Annotated in this window: 18 protein-coding genes; 8 read left to right on the top strand and 10 right to left on the bottom strand. The window is 38.0% G+C overall.

Translation table 11 applies throughout. From position 1 onward, the window contains the following. Positions 1 to 116: 116 nt before the first annotated feature. From AC4MRQ_RS15185 to hpt, 7 genes are all read right to left on the bottom strand, one after another. A complete protein-coding gene (locus AC4MRQ_RS15185) occupies positions 117 to 644 on the bottom strand; it encodes a shikimate kinase (protein WP_491198541.1) in 528 nt (175 codons plus the stop codon). Between the two features lie 6 nt (positions 645 to 650). Continuing rightward, positions 651 to 3,284 (bottom strand): DNA gyrase/topoisomerase IV subunit A, encoded by a 2,634-nt coding sequence (locus AC4MRQ_RS15180; protein WP_491198540.1) that lies wholly within the window; start codon positions 3,282 to 3,284, stop codon positions 651 to 653. A 14-nt stretch (positions 3,285 to 3,298) separates the two neighbouring features. Then, positions 3,299 to 5,155, bottom strand: a complete 1,857-nt coding sequence (locus AC4MRQ_RS15175) for a DNA topoisomerase IV subunit B (protein ID WP_491198539.1) — start codon at positions 5,153 to 5,155, stop codon at positions 3,299 to 3,301. A gap of 125 nt (positions 5,156 to 5,280) precedes the next feature. Next, positions 5,281 to 7,116 (bottom strand): MutS-related protein, encoded by a 1,836-nt coding sequence (locus tag AC4MRQ_RS15170; protein ID WP_491198538.1) that lies wholly within the window; start codon positions 7,114 to 7,116, stop codon positions 5,281 to 5,283. Beyond that, positions 7,086 to 8,084 carry a GTPase ObgE gene (gene obgE, locus AC4MRQ_RS15165; protein WP_491198537.1) on the bottom strand — a complete coding sequence of 333 codons (999 nt, stop codon included), beginning with the start codon at positions 8,082 to 8,084 and terminating at the stop codon, positions 7,086 to 7,088. Before obgE ends, AC4MRQ_RS15170 begins: the two co-directional genes overlap by 31 nt. Positions 8,085 to 8,152: 68 nt before the next feature. Beyond that, entirely contained in the window at positions 8,153 to 8,725 is a 573-nt protein-coding gene (locus AC4MRQ_RS15160; RefSeq protein WP_491198536.1) for an adenylate kinase, read from the bottom strand. A gap of 33 nt (positions 8,726 to 8,758) precedes the next feature. Continuing rightward, positions 8,759 to 9,295 (bottom strand): hypoxanthine phosphoribosyltransferase, encoded by a 537-nt coding sequence (gene hpt / locus AC4MRQ_RS15155; protein WP_491198535.1) that lies wholly within the window; start codon positions 9,293 to 9,295, stop codon positions 8,759 to 8,761. 238 nt (positions 9,296 to 9,533) lie between these two features. Between hpt and purE the strand changes: the two genes are divergently transcribed. After that, on the top strand, positions 9,534 to 10,040 hold the full coding sequence (purE, locus tag AC4MRQ_RS15150) for a 5-(carboxyamino)imidazole ribonucleotide mutase (RefSeq protein WP_491198534.1): 507 nt from the start codon (positions 9,534 to 9,536) through the stop codon (positions 10,038 to 10,040). A 52-nt stretch (positions 10,041 to 10,092) separates the two neighbouring features. Here the strand turns inward: purE and AC4MRQ_RS15145 are convergent, their stop codons facing one another. From AC4MRQ_RS15145 to AC4MRQ_RS15135, 3 genes are all read right to left on the bottom strand, one after another. Continuing rightward, positions 10,093 to 10,527, bottom strand: a complete 435-nt coding sequence (locus AC4MRQ_RS15145) for an SPOR domain-containing protein (protein ID WP_491198533.1) — start codon at positions 10,525 to 10,527, stop codon at positions 10,093 to 10,095. Between the two features lie 131 nt (positions 10,528 to 10,658). Continuing rightward, a complete protein-coding gene (locus tag AC4MRQ_RS15140; RefSeq protein WP_491198532.1) occupies positions 10,659 to 11,357 on the bottom strand; it encodes a response regulator transcription factor in 699 nt (232 codons plus the stop codon). 79 nt (positions 11,358 to 11,436) lie between these two features. After that, positions 11,437 to 12,474 (bottom strand): sensor histidine kinase, encoded by a 1,038-nt coding sequence (locus AC4MRQ_RS15135; protein WP_491198531.1) that lies wholly within the window; start codon positions 12,472 to 12,474, stop codon positions 11,437 to 11,439. 275 nt (positions 12,475 to 12,749) lie between these two features. Between AC4MRQ_RS15135 and AC4MRQ_RS15130 the strand changes: the two genes are divergently transcribed. From AC4MRQ_RS15130 to ung, 7 genes are all read left to right on the top strand, one after another. Then, on the top strand, positions 12,750 to 15,032 hold the full coding sequence (locus tag AC4MRQ_RS15130) for an inorganic phosphate transporter (protein ID WP_491198530.1): 2,283 nt from the start codon (positions 12,750 to 12,752) through the stop codon (positions 15,030 to 15,032). 307 nt (positions 15,033 to 15,339) lie between these two features. Next, positions 15,340 to 18,096 carry a TonB-dependent receptor gene (locus AC4MRQ_RS15125; RefSeq protein WP_491198529.1) on the top strand — a complete coding sequence of 919 codons (2,757 nt, stop codon included), beginning with the start codon at positions 15,340 to 15,342 and terminating at the stop codon, positions 18,094 to 18,096. A gap of 33 nt (positions 18,097 to 18,129) precedes the next feature. After that, a complete protein-coding gene (locus AC4MRQ_RS15120; RefSeq protein WP_491198528.1) occupies positions 18,130 to 20,154 on the top strand; it encodes a beta-helix domain-containing protein in 2,025 nt (674 codons plus the stop codon). A gap of 346 nt (positions 20,155 to 20,500) precedes the next feature. Then, complete coding sequence (locus tag AC4MRQ_RS15115; RefSeq protein WP_491198527.1) at positions 20,501 to 23,170, top strand: alpha-L-rhamnosidase-related protein; 2,670 nt, start codon at positions 20,501 to 20,503, stop codon at positions 23,168 to 23,170. After that, positions 23,170 to 23,553: a VOC family protein gene (locus AC4MRQ_RS15110; protein ID WP_491198526.1), complete on the top strand. Its 384-nt coding sequence runs from the start codon at positions 23,170 to 23,172 to the stop codon at positions 23,551 to 23,553. The genes AC4MRQ_RS15115 and AC4MRQ_RS15110 overlap by 1 nt, the downstream gene beginning before the upstream one ends. A gap of 130 nt (positions 23,554 to 23,683) precedes the next feature. Beyond that, positions 23,684 to 25,690, top strand: a complete 2,007-nt coding sequence (locus AC4MRQ_RS15105) for a glycoside hydrolase family 97 protein (RefSeq protein ID WP_491198525.1) — start codon at positions 23,684 to 23,686, stop codon at positions 25,688 to 25,690. 137 nt (positions 25,691 to 25,827) lie between these two features. Continuing rightward, on the top strand, positions 25,828 to 26,490 hold the full coding sequence (gene ung / locus AC4MRQ_RS15100) for a uracil-DNA glycosylase (RefSeq protein WP_491198524.1): 663 nt from the start codon (positions 25,828 to 25,830) through the stop codon (positions 26,488 to 26,490). Positions 26,491 to 26,690 lie beyond the last annotated feature (200 nt).

The following is a 26,690-nucleotide window of genomic DNA, read 5'->3' as shown; positions in this document are numbered from 1 at the left end:
GCACATACAAAAGACAACTTTAACACCTCACATTACCAATCAATTACACATGTTTACTTTGAATTATCCAGATATAAACTTTGAAATTACATGAGGTGAATTTTGAATTTGCATACCTATTTCACCAACTTGCCTGAAGCCTCAATGATGCGAACAAAACCTTCCACACCCAAAATATCGCCATCGGCAATTACTTTTGCCTGACTATAAAATGGTTCACGTTCCAACAGCTTTTCTGAGATAAAACTTTTCAATTCATCGCCTGTCTTTCCAATCACTAAGGGCCTGACTTGTTTTGCTCCGCTTAAACGACCTACAATGGTTTCAACTGAAAGTTTGATGTAAATTGTCAAGCCATTGGTATTCATTGTATCTATATTATCGAAATAACATGGGGTTCCACCGCCTGTTGCAATAATAAGTTTATCCTTATGAATAACCTCTGAAAGCATTTTCTTCTCAGCTTCACGAAACGCATCTTCACCAAAATCAGCAAAATATTGTTTGATCGTAGTTTGGTAACGCTCTTCAAAATAGTCATCCAGATCGAGGAAATCCCAGCCCAGTTCGGTTTTAAGCCGTTTACCAAGCGTGGATTTTCCACTACCCATAAAGCCGATTAAGAAAATGCGTTTTATCTCCATGCTTTTCTATTCGAAAAGTGACATTTGGTTTTTATCATCCTCTTCAGGCAGATCTCCATCATCACTCACGCCTTCTGGTTTTGGTTCATCTTTAATCAATGGCTCCAACTCATGAATTTTAGATACCTGGTAGGTTGTCAGGCGTTTACCTTTAGCCTTGAAGCTTTTTACCCCGATAAACTCAGCGACCTCAACAATCAGTTTTTCGCGTAGCTTATCATCACCTCCAAACTTAACTTCCAGACGCGGATAATCCACATGCATGATCTTAACCAATCGTGATTTAGGATTATCACCAATGAACGACTGTTTCTTATTGGAGTTCTCAAACTGGAAACGCTTCACGTAGTAATAATCCTGCTCGGCATCAAAATATACGGCCGACCAAACCACATCATTCCGATATTTCTCTATGATGAGAATGTTGTCTTCATAATGGTTGCTCAGATCGTAAGAGGTGAGGAAGTACTTACCATCTTTGGTGATAACCATTACCTGATCACCACCGTGGAATTCTCCAAGGAACTGACCACGACCATCGGCATTTAAACGTAATGTTTCATGCTCAAACCAGATTTTACGACCGCCAAGCGTTGACTCACCTTTCTTCTTGAGGGAAATCGTTCTCACCTCATATTTGGTTAGGATGTTACCCATGGCCGCACGACCTTTAATGGCCAACTCGCCCATATCGACATCAAACACCAGGTTGCGAATACGCGCTTTTGGACGAAGTACTACTTTCAGAATTTCAGATTCACCGTTTGGATTGGCACTGAAGTACATCAGTTTTGAACCTGGAGATTCTTTGGTTATATGATATTCTTTATCACGTGTCACACCTGTTACTGCAAAGCGCTTCATATAGGTGTTGCCTGCCTTCCCATCGCGATAAACAGCATTATAAATGGTGCGTTTATCGTTCTTTTTAAACACAGCGATGTGGATAATATTTTTGCCTACAAAGGCCTTATCCGAAACTTTTCTAATGGTGTATTTTCCATCTTTATAAAAGATGATAATATCATCAATGTCCGAGCAATCACACACATACTCATCTTTCCTCAATGATGTTCCGATAAAGCCATCCTCGCGATTGATGTATAGTTTTTCGTTTTTAACTACCACTTTAGAAGCTTCGATATTGGCAAAACTCCTGATCTCTGTTTTACGAGGGAAATTTTTACCGAATTGCTTCTTAATTCGTTTATAATAATCGATTGAATATGGAATGATATTAGCCAGATGATAATCTATCTGTTCCATTTCTTCCTCTAAAGAAGCAATGTACTCGTCTGCTTTCTTAGCATCGAATTTAGAGATCCGTTTAATCTTAATCTCGGTTAACTTGGTAATATCTTCACGTGTGACTTCACGGCGAAGCAATGGCTTAAATGGTTCCAAACCATGATCAATGGTCTGAATAATTGCTTCCCAGGTTTCACAATCTTCGATTCGTTGGTAAATCTTATTTTCAATAAAGATGCGTTCCAATGAAGACATGTGCCATGCCGCTTCCAATTCACCTTTGCGAATCTCCAGTTCACGAGTCAGCAGGTGAACCGTGTTATCGGTGTTTTCTTTCAGGATCTCGCTTACCCCTATAAAATAAGGTTTGTTGTCCTGAATCACACAGGCATTGGGAGAGATTGATACTTCGCAATCGGTAAAGGCGTATAAGGCATCGATCATCTTATCGGGCGATGATCCATTAGGCAGGTAAATCAGAATCTCTACGTTCTCGGCCGTATTATCATCAATCTTTTTAATCTTAATCTTTCCCTTATCGTTGGCTTTCAGAATCGATTCAATCAACGATGTAGTGTTCTTACCGAAAGGAATATCTGAAATCATCAAGGTTTTGCTATCCACCTTGTTGATCTTAGCTCTTACTTTTACTGCTCCACCGCGTAATCCATCATTGTAGCGAGATACATCAATCATACCTCCGGTTGGGAAATCCGGAAATATCTCAAATGGCTTTTCTTCAAGATAAGCTACAGAAGCATCAATCAACTCATTGAAGTTGTGAGGCAGTAACTTGGATGCCAGACCGACGGCAATACCTTCAACTCCCTGTGCCAGTAATAATGGGAATTTCACAGGCAGAGTCACGGGCTCATTGTTTCGTCCATCGTAACTTAACTTCCATTCCGTGGTTTTCGGATTGAAAACGACTTCCTGTGCTAATTTGGTTAGACGAGCCTCGATATAACGAGGCGCCGCGGCACTATCACCAGTAAACACGTTACCCCAATTACCCTGACAATCTATCAATAAATCCTTTTGTCCCAGTTGTACCAAAGCATCTCCGATGGACGCATCACCATGCGGGTGAAACTGCATTGTAAAACCTATGATGTTGGCCACTTTATTGTATCTGCCATCATCCATACGACGCATGGCATGAAGGATACGGCGTTGTACCGGTTTTAATCCATCGTTAATATGCGGAACGGCACGCTCCAAAATAACATAGGATGCATAATCAAGGAACCACTCACGGTACATGCCCGGTAAATGATTAATAGAAGTCATATCTGCATCCCAAAGATGGTGCTCCTCTTTAGCCTGATTTTCTGATGACTCCGAAGGTAATTCCTCCGGTAAATCTGGGGTGTTAGTATCGTCGAAACTCATTCTTCCTTAATTAATTATTCCTGGGTAACAAGGTCTTCTTCAACAACTAGGTTATCGATAATAAAATTTTGCCGGTCGGGTGTGTTTTTGCCCATATAAAATGTCAAAAGATCTTTTACCGGAACATCTTTCTTTAATCGCACTTTTTCCAGGCGGATATCTTTTCCTATAAAATGCTTAAACTCATCCGGAGAAATTTCTCCAAGACCCTTAAATCGGGTAATCTCAGGTTTTGACCCACATTTTTTAACAGCGGACAACTTCTCTTCATCCGAATAGCAATAGAAAGTTTTCTTCTTATTACGTACCCTGAAGAGTGGTGTCTGCAAGATATATAAGTGCCCGTTCTTCACCAGTTCAGGGAAAAACTGCAAAAAGAATGTTAATAACAGCAAACGAATGTGCATGCCATCAACATCGGCATCTGTTGCGATGATAACATGATTGTAACGTAATGATTCTAAACCATCTTCAATATCCAGAGCTGCCTGAAGGAGGTTGAACTCCTCATTCTCGTACACTACTTTTCGAGTCAAGCCAAAGCTATTTAATGGTTTTCCTTTCAAGCTAAATACAGCCTGAGAATTAACGTTACGAGCTTTGGTGATTGATCCACTAGCTGAGTCTCCCTCCGTTATAAAGATTGAACTATCGCTGTTTTCTTCTTTTTTAATATCTGTGTAGTGAATACGACAATCGCGTAGCTTCTTATTGTGAAGACTTACTTTTTTTGCACGTTCGCGGGCCAACTTTTTAATACCTGAAATAGCCTTGCGCTCTTTTTCAGATTCCAGAATCTTTTTCAGAAGTGCTTCTGCAGTTTCAGGATGTTTATGCAGGTAGTTATCCAGATGTTCTGTTACAAAATCAAGGATAAAATTACGTACAGACGGCCCTTTTGGACCAATGTCTTTCGAACCCAATTTGGTTTTTGTCTGAGATTCGAATACAGGTTCTTCAACCTTAATACTGACCGCAGCAATAATTCCGGTGCGAATATCTGATACATCGAAATTCTTGTTATAAAAGTCACGTATGGTTTTTACGTAAGCTTCACGAAAAGCAACCAAATGTGTACCACCTTGTGTGGTGTGCTGACCATTAACAAACGTATAATAATCTTCGCCATACTGGTTACCATGTGTTATAGCAATTTCTAAATCTTCACCTTCTACATGAATAATTGGATACAAACCTTCTGCATCCATGTTTTCATTAAGTAAGTCAAGTAATCCATTTTTACTCTGGAAAGTTTTTCCGTTATAAACGATGGTTAAGCCTTTGTTCAGATAAGTATAATTGCGTAGCAGTGTTTCTATATATTCATCTCTGAACTGGTAATTTTCAAAAATGCTCGTATCAGGTGTAAACGATATAAATGTTCCGTTCCTTTCCGTTGAGGAATTTAATTCATGATCGGCAAGCACTTCTCCCCGGCTAAATTCAACTCGTTTTGTATCACCCTCGCGATACGCTTGTACAGTAAATTCTGTACTTAAGGCATTTACCGCTTTAATACCAACACCGTTCAGACCTACCGACTTCTTAAAAGCCTTGGAATCATATTTTGCACCGGTATTCATTTTGGAGGCCACATCAATCACTTTCCCAAGTGGAATACCACGACCATAATCGCGAACGGTCACACGCCCTTCCTGTACGGTAACTTCAATTTTTTTACCATTGCCCATCATAAATTCATCGATGGAATTATCCATTACTTCTTTAAGTAACACGTAAATACCATCATCGGCAAAGGTTCCATCTCCCAACTTACCAATATACATCCCCGGACGGCGACGGATGTGTTCTTTCCAGTCCAGCGTTCGGATAGTATCTTCGGAATAGTTCTGTGTATTTTGACTACTCATACTTAAAAATCAACTAATTAATATGGAAAAGTGAAGGTCCGCTTATTGCGGAAAACCATCCAAATATAATTAAAACAAGGATTGTTTGGTAATTTCTTTTTCAACAATTGCAGATTCAAACCCTATTAGTAGCGTACGTTTTCGCTTGGAATCAGTCCCATTTTTTCCATTAAATAGGTTGCATTATGACTTCCGGTAACACCTGTTCTGAGTTTATAATCAAAACTTAATCCACTATCATCAAAGCTTACTTCAAAGCAGTTGTTGAAAACTTGTCCATTGGTTTGATCGGCCAATTGACCAAGTTCTAAATCATGCGTTGCTACAAGGCCACAGCCATTATGTTTTAGCAATTGCTTGATAAGTGCCATCGAGCCCTGATATTTATCCAGTGAATTGGTCCCTTTCAGGATTTCATCCAATATAAAAAACAGCTCACCATTTTCCTTTAAATGTTCCAATATCATTTGTAACCTGCTCAGTTCTGCAAAGAAATAGGACTCATGTTTCAATAGGTTGTCAATTGCCCGCATGTTGGTTATGAATGGTAACGGCTTATAAACAAATTTGTCCGCTGCAACCACACAACCATTTCCTGCCAATACCAAAGACACCCCAACTGTTCGCAAGAAAGTACTTTTCCCTGCCATATTAGCTCCGGTCACAACACAGATCCGTTGTTCATTATCAAAGCTAAAATTATTACAGATCCTTTCGTTAAAAGGTATTAGCGGGTGCCCAAGTTCTTTAGCTGTAAATATTGTATTGTCCGATAATTCAGGATAGGTATATGATGGGTTGTTAAAAGCAAAAGTAGCTAAACTATTTAATGCTTCGATTTCATGTAAGGTGTCAATCCATACAATCAATTGCTTCCCATGTTTTTTGTACCAATTTTTTAATTGCAAACAGATGATTAAGTCCCACAAGAAAAAGCCATTTATAATGACACCAAGTAACATGTTTAACCGCTGGTCGAATCGTTTAATGTGTTTTCCAAGTTGTTCTGTTACCTCACTTGCGGTTAATCCATCAGTCTTGAGTTGATCTTTAATTTGGTTAAGGTATTTGGCATGCATTTTTGTTTGTTCAACATGCTTGATAAGCTTCGAGTATCTTTGCAGATAATTACCTAAGGATGCTACTTCAGAATGTACTTTATTTATTTTCTTAAGTTTAGATCCTACAATTGTCAGTCCTGCAAAAAACAAGTACACAATCATATCTAAACCTATTACACTAGCAACTGACAATGAGATGCTGATAACCTCGACTAATAAAAAAGCAATTATTGTCGCTTTTGTTGCACCTGAAATAAAGCTTAAATCCGGTTGTTGAGTAAGGTCTTGTTGCCGATTACGTTTATTACTCTCAGCCACAGTTGCTCCTAAGGCATAAAAGTGCTGACGAAATTCATCCAAAGATGATAACTCTTTAATCGCTTCTTGTCGCGCTTTTATCTCAGAAGCAGATAGTGAAATTGTTTTAAGTTTATGGACTAATCTTTCTAAGCCGCCTTTAGTAGCAGTTCGGTTAATGAACTGGAACAACGATCCTTTGCCAAAAAGATCCAGGTCGTGAGCATAATTATGATCAGGTTCGGTAAATTCAGATCCGCTCTCTTCTTTGGTCCATTCTTCTGAAAAGCAGCTAAGTTCTTTTCGTAAAAGTGCCATCCGATGAGCAATGTAGTTTCGCTCTGATGTTATCTTATTGGCTCGCCAAACCAACCAAAAGAAACTCCCTAAACAAGCTGCGAATATTGAAAAAAAGCTTGCTGACCAATTCTCAAAGAACGTAAAAGGCAAGGCAAATGCAGATACGAACGCTGTCAGACGTGACCAGGCATTAAAGATAAACTGCTTTTTTAGCTTATCTTCTTTACTCTGCCACTCTATTAAACCTTGTTGATAACCTACTTGAATTTGCTCTATTCGTTGGCGGCCATTAGTTGCTTCCATATCATATCCTTCAGTTCAGTGATGCCTTCATTGGCGACCGAAGATATAAAAACATAAGGTAGCTGAGGTAAATCTTTTTCAATTTCCTCCATCAGTTCTTCATCCAGCATATCTGATTTGGAGATAGCCAGCATTCGGCCTTTATCCAGCAGCTCAGGATTATACTGTTTCAGTTCATTTAAAAGAATCTGGTATTCCTTTTTTATATCCTCAGCATCTGCGGGTACAAGAAATAGCAAAATGGAGTTACGTTCGATGTGACGCAGAAATCGGATTCCCAACCCTTTGCCTTCGCTGGCTCCTTCAATGATTCCGGGGATATCTGCCATGGCAAATGATTGATGGTCACGGTATGATACAATACCCAGATTGGGTACCAATGTAGTAAACGGGTAATCGGCAATTTCTGGTTTAGCAGCAGAAACTACTGATAGCAATGTTGATTTACCTGCGTTAGGGAAACCCACCAAGCCAACATCTGCTAATACTTTTAATTCCAGAATGGCGGCCATTTCAACGGCATCTTCGCCTGGCTGAGCATAGCGAGGAGTTTGATTAGTGGCTGATTTGAAGTTCCAGTTACCAAGACCTCCGCGTCCACCTTTTACCAGGATTTGCTCCTGATCATGCTCGGTCACTTCAAAAAGCACTTCACCTGTTTCAGCATCCTTGGCAATGGTTCCCAATGGTACTTCAATAATTTTATCTTCACCATCGGCACCTGTAGAACGCTGTTTGCTGCCGTTTTCTCCATGACCTGCATATACGTGACGCTTGTATTTTAAGTGTAATAAAGTCCAGGTATTACGATTACCTCTCACAATCACGTGTCCTCCACGTCCTCCATCACCACCATCAGGTCCACCCATCGCAACAAATTTCTCACGACGCAGGTGAGTTGATCCTGCTCCTCCTTTACCAGAGCGACAGAATATCTTAACGTAATCAACAAAGTTCGAACTCGCCATACCTAATTCTTTAAAACACAATAAGCCACGGCAACAAATTACCGTGGCTCAAATATCGTTAAATATTACTACTTCAGCTCGTTTAATACCTCAGAAATACGAGCAAAAATGTCGTCAATATTTCCAACGCCTTTAATTGGCTTGTACAAACGTTTCTTTCTATAGAACTCGATTACAGGAAGAGTCTGCTTTTCGTAAACCTCAAGACGCTTCTTAATAGTCTCCATATTATCGTCTGAGCGATCTTCTGTTTCGGCACGTTTCAATAAACGAGCAAGCAATTCATCTTTTTCAACTTCCAGGTTAAGCAACACTTTAACTTTTGTGCCATGCTCCTTCATAATCTCAATAAGAGCTTCGGCCTGAGCTACTGTACGCGGAAAACCATCGAAGATAATGCCCTGATCGATAGGTAATTTTTCAAGAAAAGCATCCAACATATCAATAATGGTTTCATCAGGAACTAACTCACCTTTATCGATATAGCTTTTCGCTATTACACCTTCGTGTGTGTTATTATGAATAGCTCTTCTACAAAGTTCGCCTGTAGAAACATGAGCTAAATTAAATTTCTCTGCTATTAATTTGCTTTGCGTACCTTTTCCCGATCCAGGTGCGCCAAAGATGACAACATTGAGCATGTTCGTTACTCCTTAAAAATAAATAAATAGATGTTATTCTACTACTGTATATATGTCTTTTAGATTTCTTCCGTAACCGTCGTAGTCCAAACCATATCCCACAATAAAATCATTTGGAATATCCATCCCCACATAATCCAACTTCACATCATGTTTACATGCCTCAGGCTTAAACAACATGGTCGCTACTTTAACATCTGCAGGTCCCATTTGTTTTACCTGTTCAACGGTATTGATAATTGTCAAACCTGTATCGACAATGTCCTCGAGCAAAACGATTGTCCTGCCGGAGATATCTTCATTTAAACCAATCAATTCCTTTACTTTCCCAGTTGAGCCAGTTCCCGAATAAGAAGATAATTTAACAAAGCTGATTTCACATGGGATTGTCAGACGCTTCATTAAATCAGAAGCAAACATAAATGAGCCGTTTAATACACAAACCATCAATGGATTTTTTCCTTCAAGCTCTGCATTCATTTTCTCGGCCACCTGATCTACTGCTTTTAGCAATTTTTCCTCAGATATCGACAACTCAAATTCTCTATCTAACAACTTAACTCGGCTCATTGCTTCTTTTTTTATTTGGTTTAAAAAATACCAATGCCAAATGTTATCATCTGAAATTTAGATAATTACACTGGCAAATTATTCAATAATTAAATAAAAGTCTGGATTTTAAGCTGCAAAAGTATAAAAAATAAAGATAACCACATGATTATAATGCTTTCTTAATTATTTTTGTGCCGGGAAAAAATTAACGAAAGGTTCTTACAGAGAATTTTTAACAACAAATAAATTGATGATTATGCAACCAAAAGTTAGTATTATTATGGGAAGCACGTCGGATCTTCCAGTGATGAAGAAGGCGGCTGATTTCTTAAATGATCTGAAAGTTCCATTCGAGATTAATGCACTTTCAGCACACAGAACTCCTGCGCAAGTTGAAGCATTCGCAAAAAGTGCTGAGGACAGAGGTGTTAAAGTTATAATCGCTGCGGCCGGAATGGCAGCTCACCTTCCTGGTGTAATTGCTTCGATGGTAAAAATTCCGGTAATTGGAGTACCAATCAACGCTAGTCTTGACGGAATGGATGCTTTATTATCAATTGCACAAATGCCTCCGGGAATCCCTGTGGCAACAGTTGGTATCAATGGTGCACAAAATGCGGGTATTTTAGCAGCTCAGATGATTGCAACAGGTGATGCTGAAATTTCTCAAAAATTAGCTGATTTTAAAGAAAGCTTAAAAGAGAAAATTGTAAAAGCAAACGAAGAATTGAAAGAAGTAAAGTATGAGTTCAAAACGAACTAAACACTATTAAGATCAAAAAAAGAGCTTGCACTAGCAAGCTCTTTTTTTATTATTATTTCTTGATGAGTAACCAGACATCTTCTTGTCCGGCATTATTCCTTGCAGTTTTTAGTTCAGATAAGGCTTCTTTTTTATCGTAAAACGACATGTAAGATACTTTAAAGAATTCGCCATTAGGTCCACCAGGTCGTTCAATAACCTGAGCCTGATATCCCTCTGCCTCTAATTTGGATTTAAAAACATTGGCATTATGTTCTTTGGCAAAGCTACCGGCAATTAAAAAGTATTTATCTGCTGGTTTTGGCGGTTCAGGAACTACTTCTTTCACCTCTGGTTTCTCTACCTCCTGTTTAACTGTGTCTTTAACAACTTTCTTTTGAACTACCTCAGTCTTAACAGGTTTTTGTGGTTGTTTTGCTGGTTTGTCTTTACATCCAGCCCCAATTAAAAGAGCTGCGATTATAAGAACATTAGACAATTTCCTCATATAAATAAGTTTGTGCGTGAACAACAAAAAAATCATTGTAACGATTTAAAATCATGTATAAAAGTAAGGAAATTGCTTTTGTTTGCCAACACCAATGAAATGTAGCTTAACAAAGTATCCGCACAAATACATTAAACAACATACTTATAACCTACTCCTTTAATTGTCTTAATGTGCTCTTGTCCAATCTTCTCACGTAATTTTCGTATGTGCACGTCTATTGTTCGATCACCTACAATAATATTATCTCCCCAAACAGTGTTGTATATTTCGTCGCGGGTAAATACCTTTTCAGGTTTAGATGCCAGAAGAACCAGTAATTCGAATTCCTTTTTAGGTAAAATGAGCTCTTCTCCTTCATTAATAATTAGGTATCGTTCCCTGTCAATTGTTAAATCTCCGATTTTAATGATTTGGTCATCAACCGGTTCTGGAGCAGCATCATCGACCCTATAGCGCTTCAATAATGCTTTGGCCCGTGATATTAACACTTTTGGTTTGATGGGTTTTGTTATATAATCATCGGCACCAGCGTCAAAACCGGCAATTTGTGAGTAATCTTCACCTCTTGCAGTAAGAAAAGCTACAATGGAATTTTTTAAGGATGGGATTTTTTTAAGTTCCTCACATGTTTCTATTCCATCCATTTCCGGCATCATTACATCCAGAATAATTAATTCGGGTATTTCTGCTTGCGCCACTTTAATAGCTTCCTGTCCATTGGTCGCGGTTAAGACCTGAAAGCCTTCCTTTTGCATATTATAACTAATAAACTCTAGAATATCCGGCTCATCGTCGACCAAAAGAACTTTGTAATTTTCTACATTCATTATAAATACTTTTTATACGAAAGTAAGTAATGAGTTTAACAAATAGTTTCGTATAGGTTATTGTTACGTTAAAATAATATTAAGGAGCTTTCTGAAGTGTAAAGGTGAAGACAGTTCCTTCATCTACAACACTTCGAACATTAATCCTTTGTCCGTGTGCTTCAATCAAATGCTTAACAATAGCCAAACCTAACCCAGTACCACCTTGTTCGCGACTTCTGCTTTTATCTGCCCTATAGAAGCGTTCAAAAATCCGTGGCAGATCCTCTTCTGCAATTCCAACTCCTGTATCACTCACTTCAACCAATATTCGATTATCCATATCGTAAAAACTCACTTTGGTAGAGCCGTCTTTCTTGCCGTAATTTATTGAATTAACAATCAAATTACTAACAACCTGAAATATTCTTTGTTTATCAGCATTGACCATTAAAGGCAAATTGCTTCCCTGGCCATAGTGCAATTTAATATTTTTCTGCTGAGCACGAATTTCCTGTAGTTCAAAAACATCATCTACCAATTGCACAAGGCTAAATGTTTCGACATTTAATTGCAACTCACCTGCTTCCAGTTTCGATATTGATTCCAAATCTTCAATAATTGAAATCATCCGATCAATACTCTTTTCGGTACGCGTCAGGTAACGCATGTTAATATTAGGATCATCGATCCCACCATCTAATAACGTTAATATATACCCCTGAATATTGAAGATAGGTGTTTTAAGTTCATGCGAAACATTGCCGAGAAATTCTTTGCGGTATTTCTCCATCTGCTTCAACTCCTGTATTTCCTGATTTCGATCATGCATCCAACTGACAACTTCGCGATTAACGGTGGATAAGATATCATCATCTGAACCGGAAGCCTTAATCTCCTCCTCACCTGTACCGCGCCCGTAAATGGTCTGATACAGCGGTCTTATTTTAGAATGGATGAATGAATTAATAAAGTAATTAACCAAGGCAAATGAAATTGCAAAAAATATTGGTACTGATATAGCTAATGAATAAAATAGGTTAGGACTGTAGTAATTAACACCAAAAAAAACAAAAGCCTGTATTAAAAAACCAATGGCTACAAAACCGGCTATCTTTTGTGGTTCAAGAGTTTTCATAGTTCTTTCTCTTAATTCAATTGTCAATGATGCAGAATCATTATACACCAAAGTACTATAATGTTGTTTCAACAAAGTTATAGGAATTATTGCCTTAATAATCAATTGGGATAATAATTGAGTACGTTAAAACAATGTTAAGCATACATTTCGTTACATTACTGATATTAGATACATTTGTACGAAACAGACCTTATGGGATGATAATGCAAAATTAACATTGGCTTATAGAGTACATGTGGTCTAGCTCCTATATTTGACGTTAAAATACTATTATGATATTTATTTGGATAGCAGTTGTTCTTTTGGGTTTATTGGCTGTAATTGATCTTGTTGTTGGTGTTTCAAACGACGCAGTTAATTTTCTTAATGCTGCTATTGGTTCGCGGGCAGCCAGACGAAGAGTGGTTTATTGGGTGGCTGCAATCGGACTACTGATTGGTTCCTTGCTCTCAGCTAACATGATGGAAGTTGCACGTAAAGGGGTCATATATCCATCCAGCTTTGCGTTTACAGAACTGATAACGGTGTTTATTGCCGTAATGCTTATTGATATAATACTTATTGACGGATTTAACACTTTGGGTTTTCCAACTTCTACAACTATTGCCATTGTATTTGAATTACTGGGAGGTGCCATGGCCTTATCCATTATTAAAAACAGAGAGGCAAAAATTGATGGTATAGAGGTAGAACAGATGATCAATACGGATAAGGCTTTTGTTATTTTGGCAGGAATTCTATTGTCAATTTTTCTGGCCTTTATTGTTGGGATAATCGTGCAGTTTTTTACGCGCGTGGTATTTAGTTTCAATTACAGGAAACGTTTTAAATATTTATTTGCTGTTGTTGGTGGGTTGGCAATAACAGTTATTGCATTTATGATTTTAAAGAAGGGCCTGGGCGATACCAGCTTGTTTGACACATATCCTTGGTTTGAAACGGTTGTAAACAATCAAAGTGAAATACTTTTTGGAATATTTGCTCTTTCAACATTCCTGTTCCTCTTTCTAAGCCTCTCTTATAATGTTGAGATACCGCGCATAGTGGTTTTGTTCGGCACGTTTGCCCTTGCAATGTCATTTGCGGCAAATGATCTGGTTAATTTCATTGGAATTCCATTATCGGCAGTTGAGGGCTTTAAGGCCTTTTTAACTTCAGGGCATTCTTCACCTGAGACATTTTCAATGAGTTTTATGAGCGATGGAATGGTTCGTAAAGACATCATTAACGATTATACATATACATTAATTTTCATGATGTCGGCTGTTATAATGACCGTCACATTATTTAAATCTAAAAAAGCGCGAAGTGTTACAGAGACAGAAGTATATCTTGGTCGTCAATCAATTGGCTATGAGCGATTCGAACCATCACATTTGTCGCGTGTAATAGTGCGTAATTTTTTGCAATTACACAGTATTGTGGTAGGCTTTCTGCCCAAAAAAATGGTTTCGTTTTTTGATTCGCGCTATAAGAAAGCTGAAAGTATAGAAGCCAATACCGAAGATGGAGTTATTTACTTTGATACCATCAGGGCAAGTGTTAACCTTGTTGTGGCAAGTATTCTTATTTCATTGGGAACATACATGCAATTTCCTTTATCCACAACTTTTGTTGTATTTATGGTAGCCATGGGGTCGTCGTTGGCTGATCAAGCATGGGGACGTGAGAGTGCTGTCTATAGGGTATCGGGTGTTCTGTCAATTTTGGGCGGATGGTTTTTTACAGCATGTTTAGCCTTTATTGGAGCGTTTCTGTTTACCTATTTAATTTGGTATGGCGAATGGGTTGCTGCAATTGCCTTAATGGTTTTAGTTATTACTTCTCTTGTAATGACTCATAAATATCATAAGCGCAAACAGGAAGAGAAAAGAGTGCTAAAAGAAGAGTTTCAGGATGAGATAGACAACAACCTGGAACACTTGATGGAATCGGGGAACGAACAAATCAGACATCAACTGCAAGAAGCTTCAAAAGTGTTTTATCTATGCTTGCAAGGTTTTATAGATGAGGATGTAAGGCAGCTACATGGAGCACATAACAAAGCTTTATTGCTAGATAAGTATACCCGAAGCAGTAAATCTAAATTTTTCTATGCTTATGCCAAGGTAAGCGAAGAAGGAATTGATTCGGGACAGTACTTTATTCAGGCTTTTGATTACCTGACCGAACTGGTTGGATGCCTGACCAACATTACTCAGCCTCTTTATGAGCACATTGAAAACCAACATAAGGGCATGACCAAATCTCAACGTAATGATTTTCAGGAATTATTGGATGAAGTCATGGGTTATTTTAATCACATTATACATGTTGAGAAAGAACAAAAATTTGAACTTCTTAATGAGATGATTACCAAGCAAAACTTCCTGATAGGATTTCAAGATTCTTTGAGACGTAATCAGATAAAACGCATTCAAAAGGGAGAAGGTCGCACACGCGTTAGTATTTTGTTTATGGATGTGTTGGCAGAAACAAAAAATGTCCTTTTATATTCTATCAACTTATTGAAAGCACACCGTGATTTTGTTATGTCTTATCGATCAAATAGTTAAGAAAATTCGATATTCTTTTCTAAAATCATTGCTTTTGAGTTTTTGTTACGTTTTTTTAAAGAATTATTTCTTTTTATAGTCATGTAGCAGCTCTAATGTTAATCTGCTGTTAAGTCTGTATTAATTTGTCCAATGTTAACTGATGAGATCATATCTCAATCATATATCTATAGACTGATAATCAATTCTATACATCACTTTTCTGCTTAACACATATTTAAAGTTCAATTAATTCATTCTTATCGGTCATGCTATGACCTTGCAATACATTTGCCCTTGAAATATTTGAATTATTGCGAGGAAAAAAATGAAAAGACAAGTATTAGGAATTGTTATTCTTTGTCTGACAAGTCTTACACAGGGATTTGCACAAACGGGGATACTAAAAGGGAAAATAACTGACAGTAAAACAGGAGAAGAGCTCATCGGAGCTGCTATTGTCATTGAAGGCACTACCACAGGTACAACAACCGACTTTATGGGTGATTATACTATGCCACCATTAGAGCCAGGTACTTACACCATTCGTTGCCAGTACATTTCTTACGAAGCACAGGTTAAGGAAGGTGTTGTTATTACAGAAGGTGAAGAAACTGTTCTTAACTTTCTTATGGGAGAGTCAGAAATGGATCTTGCCGAAGTTAAGATAGTTGCAAAAGCTAACCGCGAATCAGAAAACTTTTTGATGCTGGAGCAGAAAAATGCTTCATTTATTAAAGAAAGCATTGGAGCAAAACAAATGTCGAGCCTTGGTGTTTCAGATGCTGCTGATGCAACGTCAAAAATATCTGGTGTTGCACAAAGTGAAGGATCAGGCGATGTATACATTAGGGGTCTGGGTGATCGCTATTTGACAACCACTATGAATGGACTTCCTATTCCTTCAGATGATGTTGAAAGAAAGAATATTGATCTTGATTTATTTTCAACTGATGTAATTAGTAATATTGGAATTAGCAAAACTTATTCTGTTCAAAACTACGCTGATTTAACTTCAGGTGCGGTAGACATTAGCTCTAAAACATTCACTGAAAAAGTAACTCTTGGAGTGTCTGGTGGAGCAAATACAAATATATTCTCAAATGATGTCTTCAGTAATTTTAAAGGAACTCAAAACCTGAATGATCAAACATTGGGTTATTATTCTGCACCTTATAATACTTTAGATGCTATTACACAGCAAAGTTGGAATACGGTAAAGAAAAGTGTTCCATTGAATTATGGTGTATCCATTTTAGGAGGGAAGAGAGTTAAATTATTTGACAAAGACCTCACAGTTTTTGCTACGATATCACAATCTGGTTCCTCAGAATACAGGACCGGAAGTTTTCAGGGCTATCGTATGAATGTATTAAGAAACAGTTATAATGATATTGAAGAATTTGAAACAGAATATAATACAACTGGACTATTAAATCTTGGCTATGATTTAAATGATAATCACAGTATTAACTTCAATAGTTTATTTGTTCATAAAACCACTGACTTATTATACGAAAGTGGAAGAAATGGAGAAGGCTTTCAATATGATCAGGATCCGCAAGAAGAAGCTGCCTTTGTAAGAGATCAAAACCTAAAACAAACCACACTTTTTATCAACCAGGTATTAGGCAAGCACAATTTCAATGATAAAAACCTATTAAAGTGGGGACTTGGATACAACACTGTACATGCTGAAGAACCAAACCGTATACGTAATCAAGGTAATATTCTTGATAATGGAAGATTTGCGTTGGCTTATGTTGGTGATTATCAACAAAGGAAATCATTGCAGAATATTGAGGATTCAGAAATCAATGGCTTCATAAATGACGAGTTCAAATTTCTTGATGAAGAAAACAAAAAGTTAAAACTTGATTTTGGCGGTAACTTCCGCTATAAGAAAAGAGATTTTAATTCATTATCTGTTGGTGTTGTTGGACGTGGCGTTGACATGGAGTCTTTAGATAATATGGATGAAGTTTTTCTTGACGAGACTTTATACCAAGATGGAACTTTAAGAATTAGAGAAGGGGTACCTGATCTTTATAATGGCAAACTTTATGTTTTTGCAGGTTTCGCAAGTTTCGGTTTTGATTTAAACAAATTGTCAGGTAATGTTGGAGTAAGATATGAAATGGACCAATTGGATGTGGATTGGGATGTAGCAAACTGGGTCGGAAGAAAAGGAAGTACATCAAATACATATAATAACATTCTACCTGCATTAAACCTTAAATACGAACTAAGCGAAAAAAGCGCTTTACGTTTGGCAGCAAGTAAAACATTAACACTGCCTGAGTTTAAAGAAATCGCTCCATTTGAATATGTATCACCTACAGGTCGTATAACAAAAGGTAATCCTGAACTTGAAATTTCTGAGAATTATAACCTGGATGTTAAGTGGGAGATGTACCCTTCAGCTGGACAGTTATTCTCTGCAACAGGTTTCTATAAAATCATTAATGATCCAATCAACAGGGCTCAAACCAGAGGTTCATCAGGTTATTTCTACTTTGCCAACACAGGAGAACAAGCTAATGTATTTGGACTTGAGTTAGAAACAAGATTTGACATTGTTAAACCACAAACAACAGAGATGCCAGGTTTAGACCTAACACTGAATGCAACGAAAATGTGGTTTGAACAGGATTTATTAGAAGAATTCCAGTATAACAATAGAACTGAGGTTGATCTTCAGGGAGCTTCAGAGTTTATTTTCAATGGTGCCCTAAGCTATACTAATAATAAACCGAAGCGTTTTTCAGCAACTGTTTCGGGAAATTATTCATCTGATAAGGTATTCTCTTTGGGTGCACCAGAAGATCAAAATAATAGTGATCGCTTTTTTAATGAAGAAATAATCGAGAAAGGATTTTTCACACTTGACTTAGTTTTAAGTAAAAAACTATCTAACAGAGTTTCTCTGAAATTCACAGGTAAGAACCTTCTTAATCCTGAAATTAAACAAACCCAGTTAATTGTTCCTCTTAATGGAGATAATCTTGCTCCAAGAACGGAAGTGGTAAGCTCATACGAGAAGGGAATTCAGTTAAGCATGGGGATAAAAATAGATTTGAATTAATATCTGATATTTAATATCCTAAATTAAACTAAAATGAAAAAGTTACTTTTTAAAGTATTTGCAATTGCTTTGTTTGTTGCACCAGTATTAACTGGTTGTAATGATGATGATGACGATCCAAGACCAGATCAGGATGTTATTGACAACCTTGAACTCGGTATTATGCAAGGTACTCTTAAGTCTGATTACACATTGAGCTCATCAATGTCGTACCAGCTAGAGGGATTCTTTATTGTAGCCGATGGTGCCACTTTAACAATTGAAGCTGGTACAAACATTGTTGCAAAAGCTGGCGGAACTGATGTTTATATCGCAGTACTTATGGGAGGTAAAATTAAAATTAATGGTACCTCAAATCTTCCTGTAGTAATGGCATCTAAGGATGGTAATCCTGGTGATTGGGGTGGTTTAACCATTTGTGGTAAAGCAGTAACTAGTTCTGGTGCAAATTCAACAGCTGAAGTGGGTGATTTTAAATATGGTGGTACTGATCCTGCCGATAATTCAGGTAATATTGACTATCTGGTTATCAAAGGTACCGGAGCACAGATTAACGATGAATCCCAATATAATGGAGTTTCTTTCTACGCTGTTGGATATGGAACTACTGTAAACAATCTGGCCGTTATCAACGGTGCTGATGATGGTGTTGAGTTCTTTGGTGGTTCTGTAAATGTGACTAACCTATTCCTTCAGAACAACGAGGATGATGCAATTGACTGGACAGAAGAATGGAATGGTTCTGTTACCAACGCTTACATTGAACATACTATTGAAGGTTTCTCTACCGCATTCGAAGGAGATAAAGACAATAACAACCCAACATTTACCAATATCACAGCTGTTTCTACAACTGGTGGTACTGCTCTTCAGTTCAAAAGTACTTCTGGAGGTACTATTACTGGATTACACCTAAATGGTTATGACGTTGATCTTGATATGAAAGATGGTGGTAATCTATCTAATGTAACTATTGACGGTGCTGCAGCAGACGGTAGCTTAATTTCTGGTGAATCAAGTAAATATACTTTGAATTCAGGTAAAGATGCTGATCCTCTGGATATCTCAGGATGGACTTGGGTTGATGCTGATGTTGTTAAAGTATGGCCAGGTAATACTTTAGGTGGTGAAGTTACAGGTGTCTGGACTTTAGATGCTAGTGTTGCATACACTCTTGACGAAGCTCTAATTATTAAAGATGGTGCTTCATTAGCAATCCCTGCAGGTACTAAAATTACTGCTGTAGCTGGCGGTACTGATATTTATGTTGCTGTTTTAATGGGTGGTCAGATTTTTATTAACGGTACAGCTGATCAACCAGTAATTATGGCTTCTGCAGATGGTAATCCTCGTGATTGGGGTGGTTTAACCATTTGTGGTAAAGGTGTAACAAGTGCCGGAGCAAATGCCACAGCCGAAGTTGGTGGTTTTGTTTACGGAGGTAATGATAACGAAGATGACTCAGGTAATGTATCATACTTGGTAATTAAAGGAACAGGTGCACAGATCAATGATGAAGCTCAGTACAATGGTGTTTCTTTATATGCTGTTGGATCTAAAACACTACTTAACAATATCGCTGTAATCAATGGTGCTGATGATGGTATTGAGTTCTTTGGTGGTGCTGCTGAGGTAACTAATCTTTACCTAGAGAACTGTGAAGATGACGCTGTTGACTGGACTGAAGAGTGGAGTGGTATGGTAGAGAATACTTACATCTTGCATGAAATTGAAGGATTCTCCACTGCTTTCGAAGGTGACAAGGATAATGCTAATCCTACTTTCAAGAATGTAACTGCAATCTCACAGACTGGTGGTATCGCCCTTCAGTTCAAGAGTACTTCAGGAGCTTCAATTACTGGTTTACACCTTTCTGGTTACGACGTTGACCTTGACATGAAAGATAATGGAGAGCTTGCTAATGTTCAAATCGATGGAGGAGACGCTGATGCAACTAATCAAAATGTTGCAGACAAGTATTACTACACGCTTAACTCTGGTAAAGATGCAACTCCAGTTGACATCTCTGGATGGACTTGGATTGAAGCAACTTTGTAAAAAGTAGTTTAAATATTTCATTAAAAGCGACAGAGAATCATCCCTGTCGCTTTTTTTATTTTATGATTGAGGTAATAAGCCCACCCATATTGTTGAACCTTATAAGCCCAGGTCATCACACCTTATAAGTCCAGGGTGTTGTTCCTTATTAGTCCAAAGAGTATGGGCTTATACGCCCAAACCGTTTGGGTTGGCAATTACATTTTTCAATCGTTTGCGAAAGATTTTATTATTAATCTTGTCTTTATAGCTAATTGCTAATCAAAGTATAACAAACTACCAACTTGCTATTTCGTTCTTGTCTAAGTAATTTGCAGGTCTATTCTGTTAATCTATAAACACAACTATGAGGCAAGTATTATTACTTCTGATGGCTATTGTATTAGTTAGCTGTCAGCAAGAACAAACAACTGTTTATCAGGGCAAAAACTATACAATCTTCAAGGATAAGGTTATTCAGGGCAATAATACAGCAACGGTTCATTCACCAACGCATATTACTTCTGACTATCAGAGCCCTGCAAATGCAACATTTCCTAATTTTATTGAGTTCAAATTTGCTATCAATGGTAAAGACAACGAACTACCCATTGGAATCAACCATACTTTCTTGCTTCAACCCAATGCTGAAGGTAAAATCCAGCTACCTACATTAACTTTCGGTAAACGTCATAGTGATGAGGTTTCTACTGCACCAACTGGTAGTATAGATCCCAATACACCATTAACCATTAAGGTAGATGCCAAGGCAATTGTCAATTCTTTTGATGATCAAGGTTTTTTTAAAACCTATAACGGACATAAGATCTATAAGGAAGATTTTAATGGCATTTATGTAGCGGGTAATCTGGCTCCGTTAGGTTGGGATTTCGATAATCTGAATGGTCGAATTGATCGTCAGTTAATAGATGAAAATGGTGATGGCATTTTTGAAATAACAATCAGCCTAAATCCATATAATCCAGATTATTTTACGGCTAAGGAATGGAAACTGCAAAATGATATCAGTGCATATCCTCAGCTAACTTCGTCTACACCTTTAGTTGATGCTTTGTATAACCTGGCGTTGGACGAGACAGAGATGAATATTGAGGATGATGGAACTTTTCGCACAGGAGAAGAATGGCCCGGTGTATGGACACGCGACGTTAGTTATTCTATTGTACTGGCTTATGCGTTTACCAATACAGAGGTGGCTAAGACCAGCTTGATGCGTAAGGTGAAGAACGAACGAATTATTCAGGATACAGGTACCGGCGGAGCCTGGCCAATCTCTTCAGATCGAACAACCTGGGCATTGGCAGCCTGGGAAATATATAAGGTAACTGGTGACCAGAAGTGGTTGGAAACCATTTATCCGATTATTCACAATTCAGTAGAAGATGATATACAAACATTGAGTGATAAGCGATCGAATCTGATTAAAGGAGAATCTTCCTTCCTGGATTGGCGTAAGCAAACCTACCCAGACTGGATGAATGGGGTTGACATCTTTGAATCACGTTGCCTGGGTACCAATACCGTCCATGCACAGACTTATCACATACTTGCCCAAATATCAAAGCTTTTGGGTAAGGATGGTGCTAAATATGGTGAGTTATCGAAACAAACCAAAAAGGCAATTAATGATGAATTATGGATGAAAGACAAAGGTTATTATGCACAATTTATATATGGTCGTGATAATTTAATGCTTTCTCCACGTAGCGAAGCTTTGGGCGAATCATTTGCTGTTTTATTCGATATTGCCAACAATATTCAAGCATCACAGATTATTAACAACACTCCCGTCGTCGATTATGGTATCCCTTGTATTTATCCACAAATACCTGAAATACCACCTTATCACAATAATGGTATTTGGCCATTTGTTCAAGCCTACTGGAATTGGGCATGTGCAAAAACAGGAAATACTTCTGCACTTGAACAGGGACTTGCTGCGATGAACCGTGCTGCAGCCTTGTTCTTAACGAACAAAGAGAATATGGTTGCCGACAATGGTGATTTCAGAGATACAGAAGTTAACTCGAACCGTCAGCTTTGGAGTGTGGCTGGTTACCTTAGCTCTGTATATCGAATCTTTGCAGGAATGCAATTTGAATTAGACGGTTTACATTTCAAACCTTTTGTCCCGCAGAGTTATGGCAAGCAACTAAGCTTAAACAATGTGAAATATCGCAAAGCCACTTTGGATATCACCATCAAAGGGAATGGCACCATAATCAAGTCATGTCATATTAATGGTCAGTCGGCTTCCGCATTTGTAGATAAAAATGCCACAGGTCATCATCACATTATCATTGAATTAGAGGAGACTGAAGCATTACAGGCACCAAATAATGTTATTGATAATCAGTTTTCATTAAAAACACCAAGATTAAACACTAACCGCAATAAACTAACTTGGGATGAAGTAGAAGGAGCTAATGCTTATGTTGTTGTATGTAATGGAGAAGTAATTGATTCGACCATCGACACGAAATATATCACTGAAACATCAGCATTTTATAGAGAGTATTGTGTTAAAGCAATAAATGATAAAACTGAATCTTTCACCAGTAACGTAATTGCTTTCTACCCGCAATCAACCATCTCAATTGATGCTGCTCGTCTTGGTAAGAAGGGAAACATCAAAGCCAATGGATTTAATGGTAAAGGCTATATCGAGCTGTCCAAAAAAGCAAATACCTCTGTTCAATCAAATATCAAAGTAGCAGAACCTGGTAAATATCTGGTTCAGGCGCGCTACAGTAATGGTTCAGGCCCCGACAACACGGATAATAAATGTGCCATCAGAACCTTATGGATTAATGGACAAAAAGCAGGTGTGATGGTCATGCCTCAGCGCGGTAAAGATGAATGGTCGAACTGGGGTTATACTAACCTGATTGAAGTTGAATTGAAGAAAGGTAAAAATCAGCTTCAGCTATCTTTCGAAGATTATAATAATAATATGAATGGTGAGGTGAATACAGCTTTGCTTGATGAATTCCGTTTGATACCAAAGGAACGATAATGAAAATTGAACACATTGCTATATGGGTAAGCAATCTTGAAATCTCTCGGAAGTTTTATGAGAAGTATTTTGAGATGCACTCCAATGATAAATATGAGAATCGATCAAAGCAGTTTACATCTTATTTTATGTCACATAAGGATGGAGCACGAATTGAACTCATGCACCATCCGGAACTGAAACCAATCCTGTCAGAAAACAAACAAATTGGTCTGGCTCATCTTGCTTTCTCAACAGGTAGTAAAGAGTGTGTTGACATGCTGACAGAACGTTTGCGAACTGATGGATACACGATTCAGGGAGAACCTCGCCTGACAGGAGATGGCTACTACGAAAGCATCATTCTGGATCCTGATGGGAATTGGATAGAAATTACCGAATAATTAAACAATTCGTGATTAGTACGAAAAAATTAGCCGGGTTCTAAGTCTTTTATTGAAATTAGCTGAATATAACTGGCCATATCTAATAAGCGATGTTATTTTTAAGATTTAAACTAATTATACACAACATATGAGATTAGTTGCTATAATTATCTGTTTCGCCTTATTAGTAAGCTGTAAACAGAACAAGATTCTTTACTCACCCGATGGTAAAATCCAAACAACGGTTCAGCTTATTAATGGGAAACTATCATACCAGGTAATGAAAGGTGAAGAGGTGATCATTCAAACATCATCTCTTGGGTTTAACCTGAAGGAATATGGAAGTTTGGTTAAAGGATTCAAATTAATAGATCGAAGTAAGAAAGAGGTAAACGAATCATGGACAGCAGTGTGGGGTCCTGAAAAGGAGAATATAAACCACTATAACGAAGCCAAACTTGAGTTACATCACGAACCAAGTGATCTTTTAATGAATGTTGTTTTCAGAGCTTTCAATGATGGTGTTGCTTTTCGATATGAATTTCCAGAACAAAAAGAACTGGGAGAATTCACCATTATGGATGAATTAACTGAGTTTGCCATCCTTGGTAATCCAACCACCTGGTGGATAATGGCAGATTTTGATTCCTATGAGAAACTTTATAACGAAACACGGCTTTCCAAGGCAGAGTGGGTGAATACTCCGGTGACCATGCGTACCAATTCCGGATTGCACATTTCATTGCACGAAGCTGCTTTAACTGACTATAGCGGCATGACACTTAAGCTTAAAGAGAAAGGTAAAAAGTATACTTATATTTCAGAATTAGTACCATGGGCGGATGGTTCTAAAGTGAAAACTAAAGCCGGACTGAAAACGCCCTGGCGCACCATTACCATCGCAGACAATGCTGCTCAACTGGTTGAATCGAATATGATCGTTAATCTGAATGAACCATGTAAACTGGATGATACATCCTGGATTGAACCAATGAAATATGTTGGTATTTGGTGGGGAATGCACATTGGCACTGAAACATGGGTGAAAGGCGATCGCCACGGTGCAACCACTGAAAACACAATGCGATATATTGATTTTGCAAGTGAAAACAATATTCAGGGATTGGTAGTTGAAGGCTGGAATGAAGGCTGGGATAAGTGGGGTGCCAAAGATGCCTTTGACCATGTTACTCCTGCTAAGGACTATAACTTGATCAATGTAGCGGAATACGCTAAGGAAAAAGGTGTGGAGCTGATAATGCACCACGAAACTGGTGGTGATGCAGTGGGTTATGAAGCCCTTATGGATTCAGCTTTTGCTCTGTGTAAGAATCTTGATATAAAAGCTCTTAAGACAGGATATGCCGGTGGTATTTACCCCAGAGGTGAATATCATCATGGACAATACATGGTAGAGCATTACCAAAGGGTAGTTGAAACAGCGGCTAAATATGGCATCATGATTAATGCCCATGAACCAATTAAACCAACGGGGAAAAGACGTACATGGCCAAATATGATGACGCGTGAAGGCGTCAGAGGCATGGAGTGGAACGCATGGAGTGATGGCAATCCGCCTTCACATACAGTAACGATTCCATTTACACGTATGCTGGGTGGTCCGGTTGACTATACCCCGGGAGTTTTTGATGTGATGTTAAAGAATTTTGAGAAGGCGCGAGTGGCGTGGAATACGGAAGACATTAGCAAAACACGCGTTCATACAACACTTGCCAAACAATTGGCTCTTTTCGTTATTCTTTATAGTCCCATGCAGATGGCAAGTGATATTATTGATAATTATAGCAATCACCCGGCTTTTGAATTCATTGCAAGTGCAGATATCAATTTTGATGAAACCAAAGTACTTAATGGTGAAGTGGGACAATATATTACTACCGCACGTCGTACTGGTAAGAACTGGTTAATTGGCAGTGCAACTAATGAAGAAGCAAGGACACTAATTATAAGTCTTGATTTCCTGGATAAGGATCAAAATTACGAAGCTATTATCTATGCCGACAAAGAAGGGAGTGATTGGTTAACTAACCCAGAGCATTATACCATTACCAAACAAGCAGTGAAATATGGAGATAAACTTGAGCTAAAATTGGCTGCGGGAGGTGGGCAGGCCATTTCCATTAAGGCCAATTAGACAAACTTACTCATCTGATGAATATTTGCATTTCGAATATATTCATCAGACGAGTTAAGGCATTCTTGTAACTGCCCTTCTTGTTTATTGTCAGATACTCTTTATTTTTGCTACAATAAAAACCTCAACTTAATAGGATGGACGTTAAAATAGAAGCTGGCTGGAAACAGGTACTTCAACCTGAATTTAATACAGAATATTTTAAAAACCTGACTGACTTTGTCAGGAATGAATACAGGAGTAAAACTATTTACCCACCTGCAGCCCAGATCTTCAATGCATTCGATTTATGTCCGTTTGAGCGAACCAAGGTTGTTATTCTGGGGCAAGATCCATATCATGGACCACAGCAGGCGCATGGCTTATGTTTTTCGGTTAACAAAGGCATTAAGATGCCTCCTTCGCTGGTTAATATATACAAGGAGTTGAACACGGATGTCGGGATTGAAATACCCAATCACGGAAACCTGGAACATTGGGCACACCAAGGCGTTCTTCTGTTAAATGCAACTTTAACCGTTCAGGCGCATCATGCAGGTTCCCATCAAAATCGTGGCTGGGAACAATTTACCGATGCGGTAATTAAAAAAGTAGCTCATCAATTAGATAATGTAGTATTTCTTTTATGGGGAGCATATGCTCAGAAAAAAGCACAATTGATTAATTCAAATAAGCATTTGATTTTAAAATCGGTTCATCCATCACCACTTTCGGCTCATCGTGGTTTCTTTGGCAACAAGCATTTTAGTAGGGCCAATGAATATTTATTAGCTAATGGTAAAGAAGCTATAAGTTGGTAAGTTAACCCCAGAAATATCATTAGATCATCTATTACAACTTCAAAATCAATCATTTCATTGCATTTGTACTTGTCAGCATAGTTTAGGCTATAACTCCTCGTTCAAATACTTGATTTTATTATTGTTTGAACCTTCATCCTCTTTTGTGCACGACATAAACACTCCAAATAATAGATATTGAAAATCAGCGCGTTAAAAGT

Source organism: Carboxylicivirga sp. (genome assembly GCF_982718395.1).
This window is presented reverse-complemented; position numbering and strand designations above follow the sequence as displayed.

Excerpts from the sequence above, each read along its gene's own strand:
- AC4MRQ_RS15185 (WP_491198541.1), bottom strand. The coding sequence starts at position 644 with ATGGAGATAAAACGCATTTTCTTAATCGGCTTTATGGGTAGTGGAAAA.
- AC4MRQ_RS15180 (WP_491198540.1), bottom strand. The coding sequence starts at position 3,284 with ATGAGTTTCGACGATACTAACACCCCAGATTTACCGGAGGAATTACCT.
- AC4MRQ_RS15175 (WP_491198539.1), bottom strand. The coding sequence starts at position 5,155 with ATGAGTAGTCAAAATACACAGAACTATTCCGAAGATACTATCCGAACG.
- AC4MRQ_RS15170 (WP_491198538.1), bottom strand. The coding sequence starts at position 7,116 with ATGGAAGCAACTAATGGCCGCCAACGAATAGAGCAAATTCAAGTAGGT.
- obgE (WP_491198537.1), bottom strand. The coding sequence starts at position 8,084 with ATGGCGAGTTCGAACTTTGTTGATTACGTTAAGATATTCTGTCGCTCT.
- AC4MRQ_RS15160 (WP_491198536.1), bottom strand. The coding sequence starts at position 8,725 with ATGCTCAATGTTGTCATCTTTGGCGCACCTGGATCGGGAAAAGGTACG.
- hpt (WP_491198535.1), bottom strand. The coding sequence starts at position 9,295 with ATGAGCCGAGTTAAGTTGTTAGATAGAGAATTTGAGTTGTCGATATCT.
- purE (WP_491198534.1), top strand. The coding sequence starts at position 9,534 with ATGCAACCAAAAGTTAGTATTATTATGGGAAGCACGTCGGATCTTCCA.
- AC4MRQ_RS15145 (WP_491198533.1), bottom strand. The coding sequence starts at position 10,527 with ATGAGGAAATTGTCTAATGTTCTTATAATCGCAGCTCTTTTAATTGGG.
- AC4MRQ_RS15140 (WP_491198532.1), bottom strand. The coding sequence starts at position 11,357 with ATGAATGTAGAAAATTACAAAGTTCTTTTGGTCGACGATGAGCCGGAT.
- AC4MRQ_RS15135 (WP_491198531.1), bottom strand. The coding sequence starts at position 12,474 with ATGAAAACTCTTGAACCACAAAAGATAGCCGGTTTTGTAGCCATTGGT.
- AC4MRQ_RS15130 (WP_491198530.1), top strand. The coding sequence starts at position 12,750 with ATGATATTTATTTGGATAGCAGTTGTTCTTTTGGGTTTATTGGCTGTA.
- AC4MRQ_RS15125 (WP_491198529.1), top strand. The coding sequence starts at position 15,340 with ATGAAAAGACAAGTATTAGGAATTGTTATTCTTTGTCTGACAAGTCTT.
- AC4MRQ_RS15120 (WP_491198528.1), top strand. The coding sequence starts at position 18,130 with ATGAAAAAGTTACTTTTTAAAGTATTTGCAATTGCTTTGTTTGTTGCA.
- AC4MRQ_RS15115 (WP_491198527.1), top strand. The coding sequence starts at position 20,501 with ATGAGGCAAGTATTATTACTTCTGATGGCTATTGTATTAGTTAGCTGT.
- AC4MRQ_RS15110 (WP_491198526.1), top strand. The coding sequence starts at position 23,170 with ATGAAAATTGAACACATTGCTATATGGGTAAGCAATCTTGAAATCTCT.
- AC4MRQ_RS15105 (WP_491198525.1), top strand. The coding sequence starts at position 23,684 with ATGAGATTAGTTGCTATAATTATCTGTTTCGCCTTATTAGTAAGCTGT.
- ung (WP_491198524.1), top strand. The coding sequence starts at position 25,828 with ATGGACGTTAAAATAGAAGCTGGCTGGAAACAGGTACTTCAACCTGAA.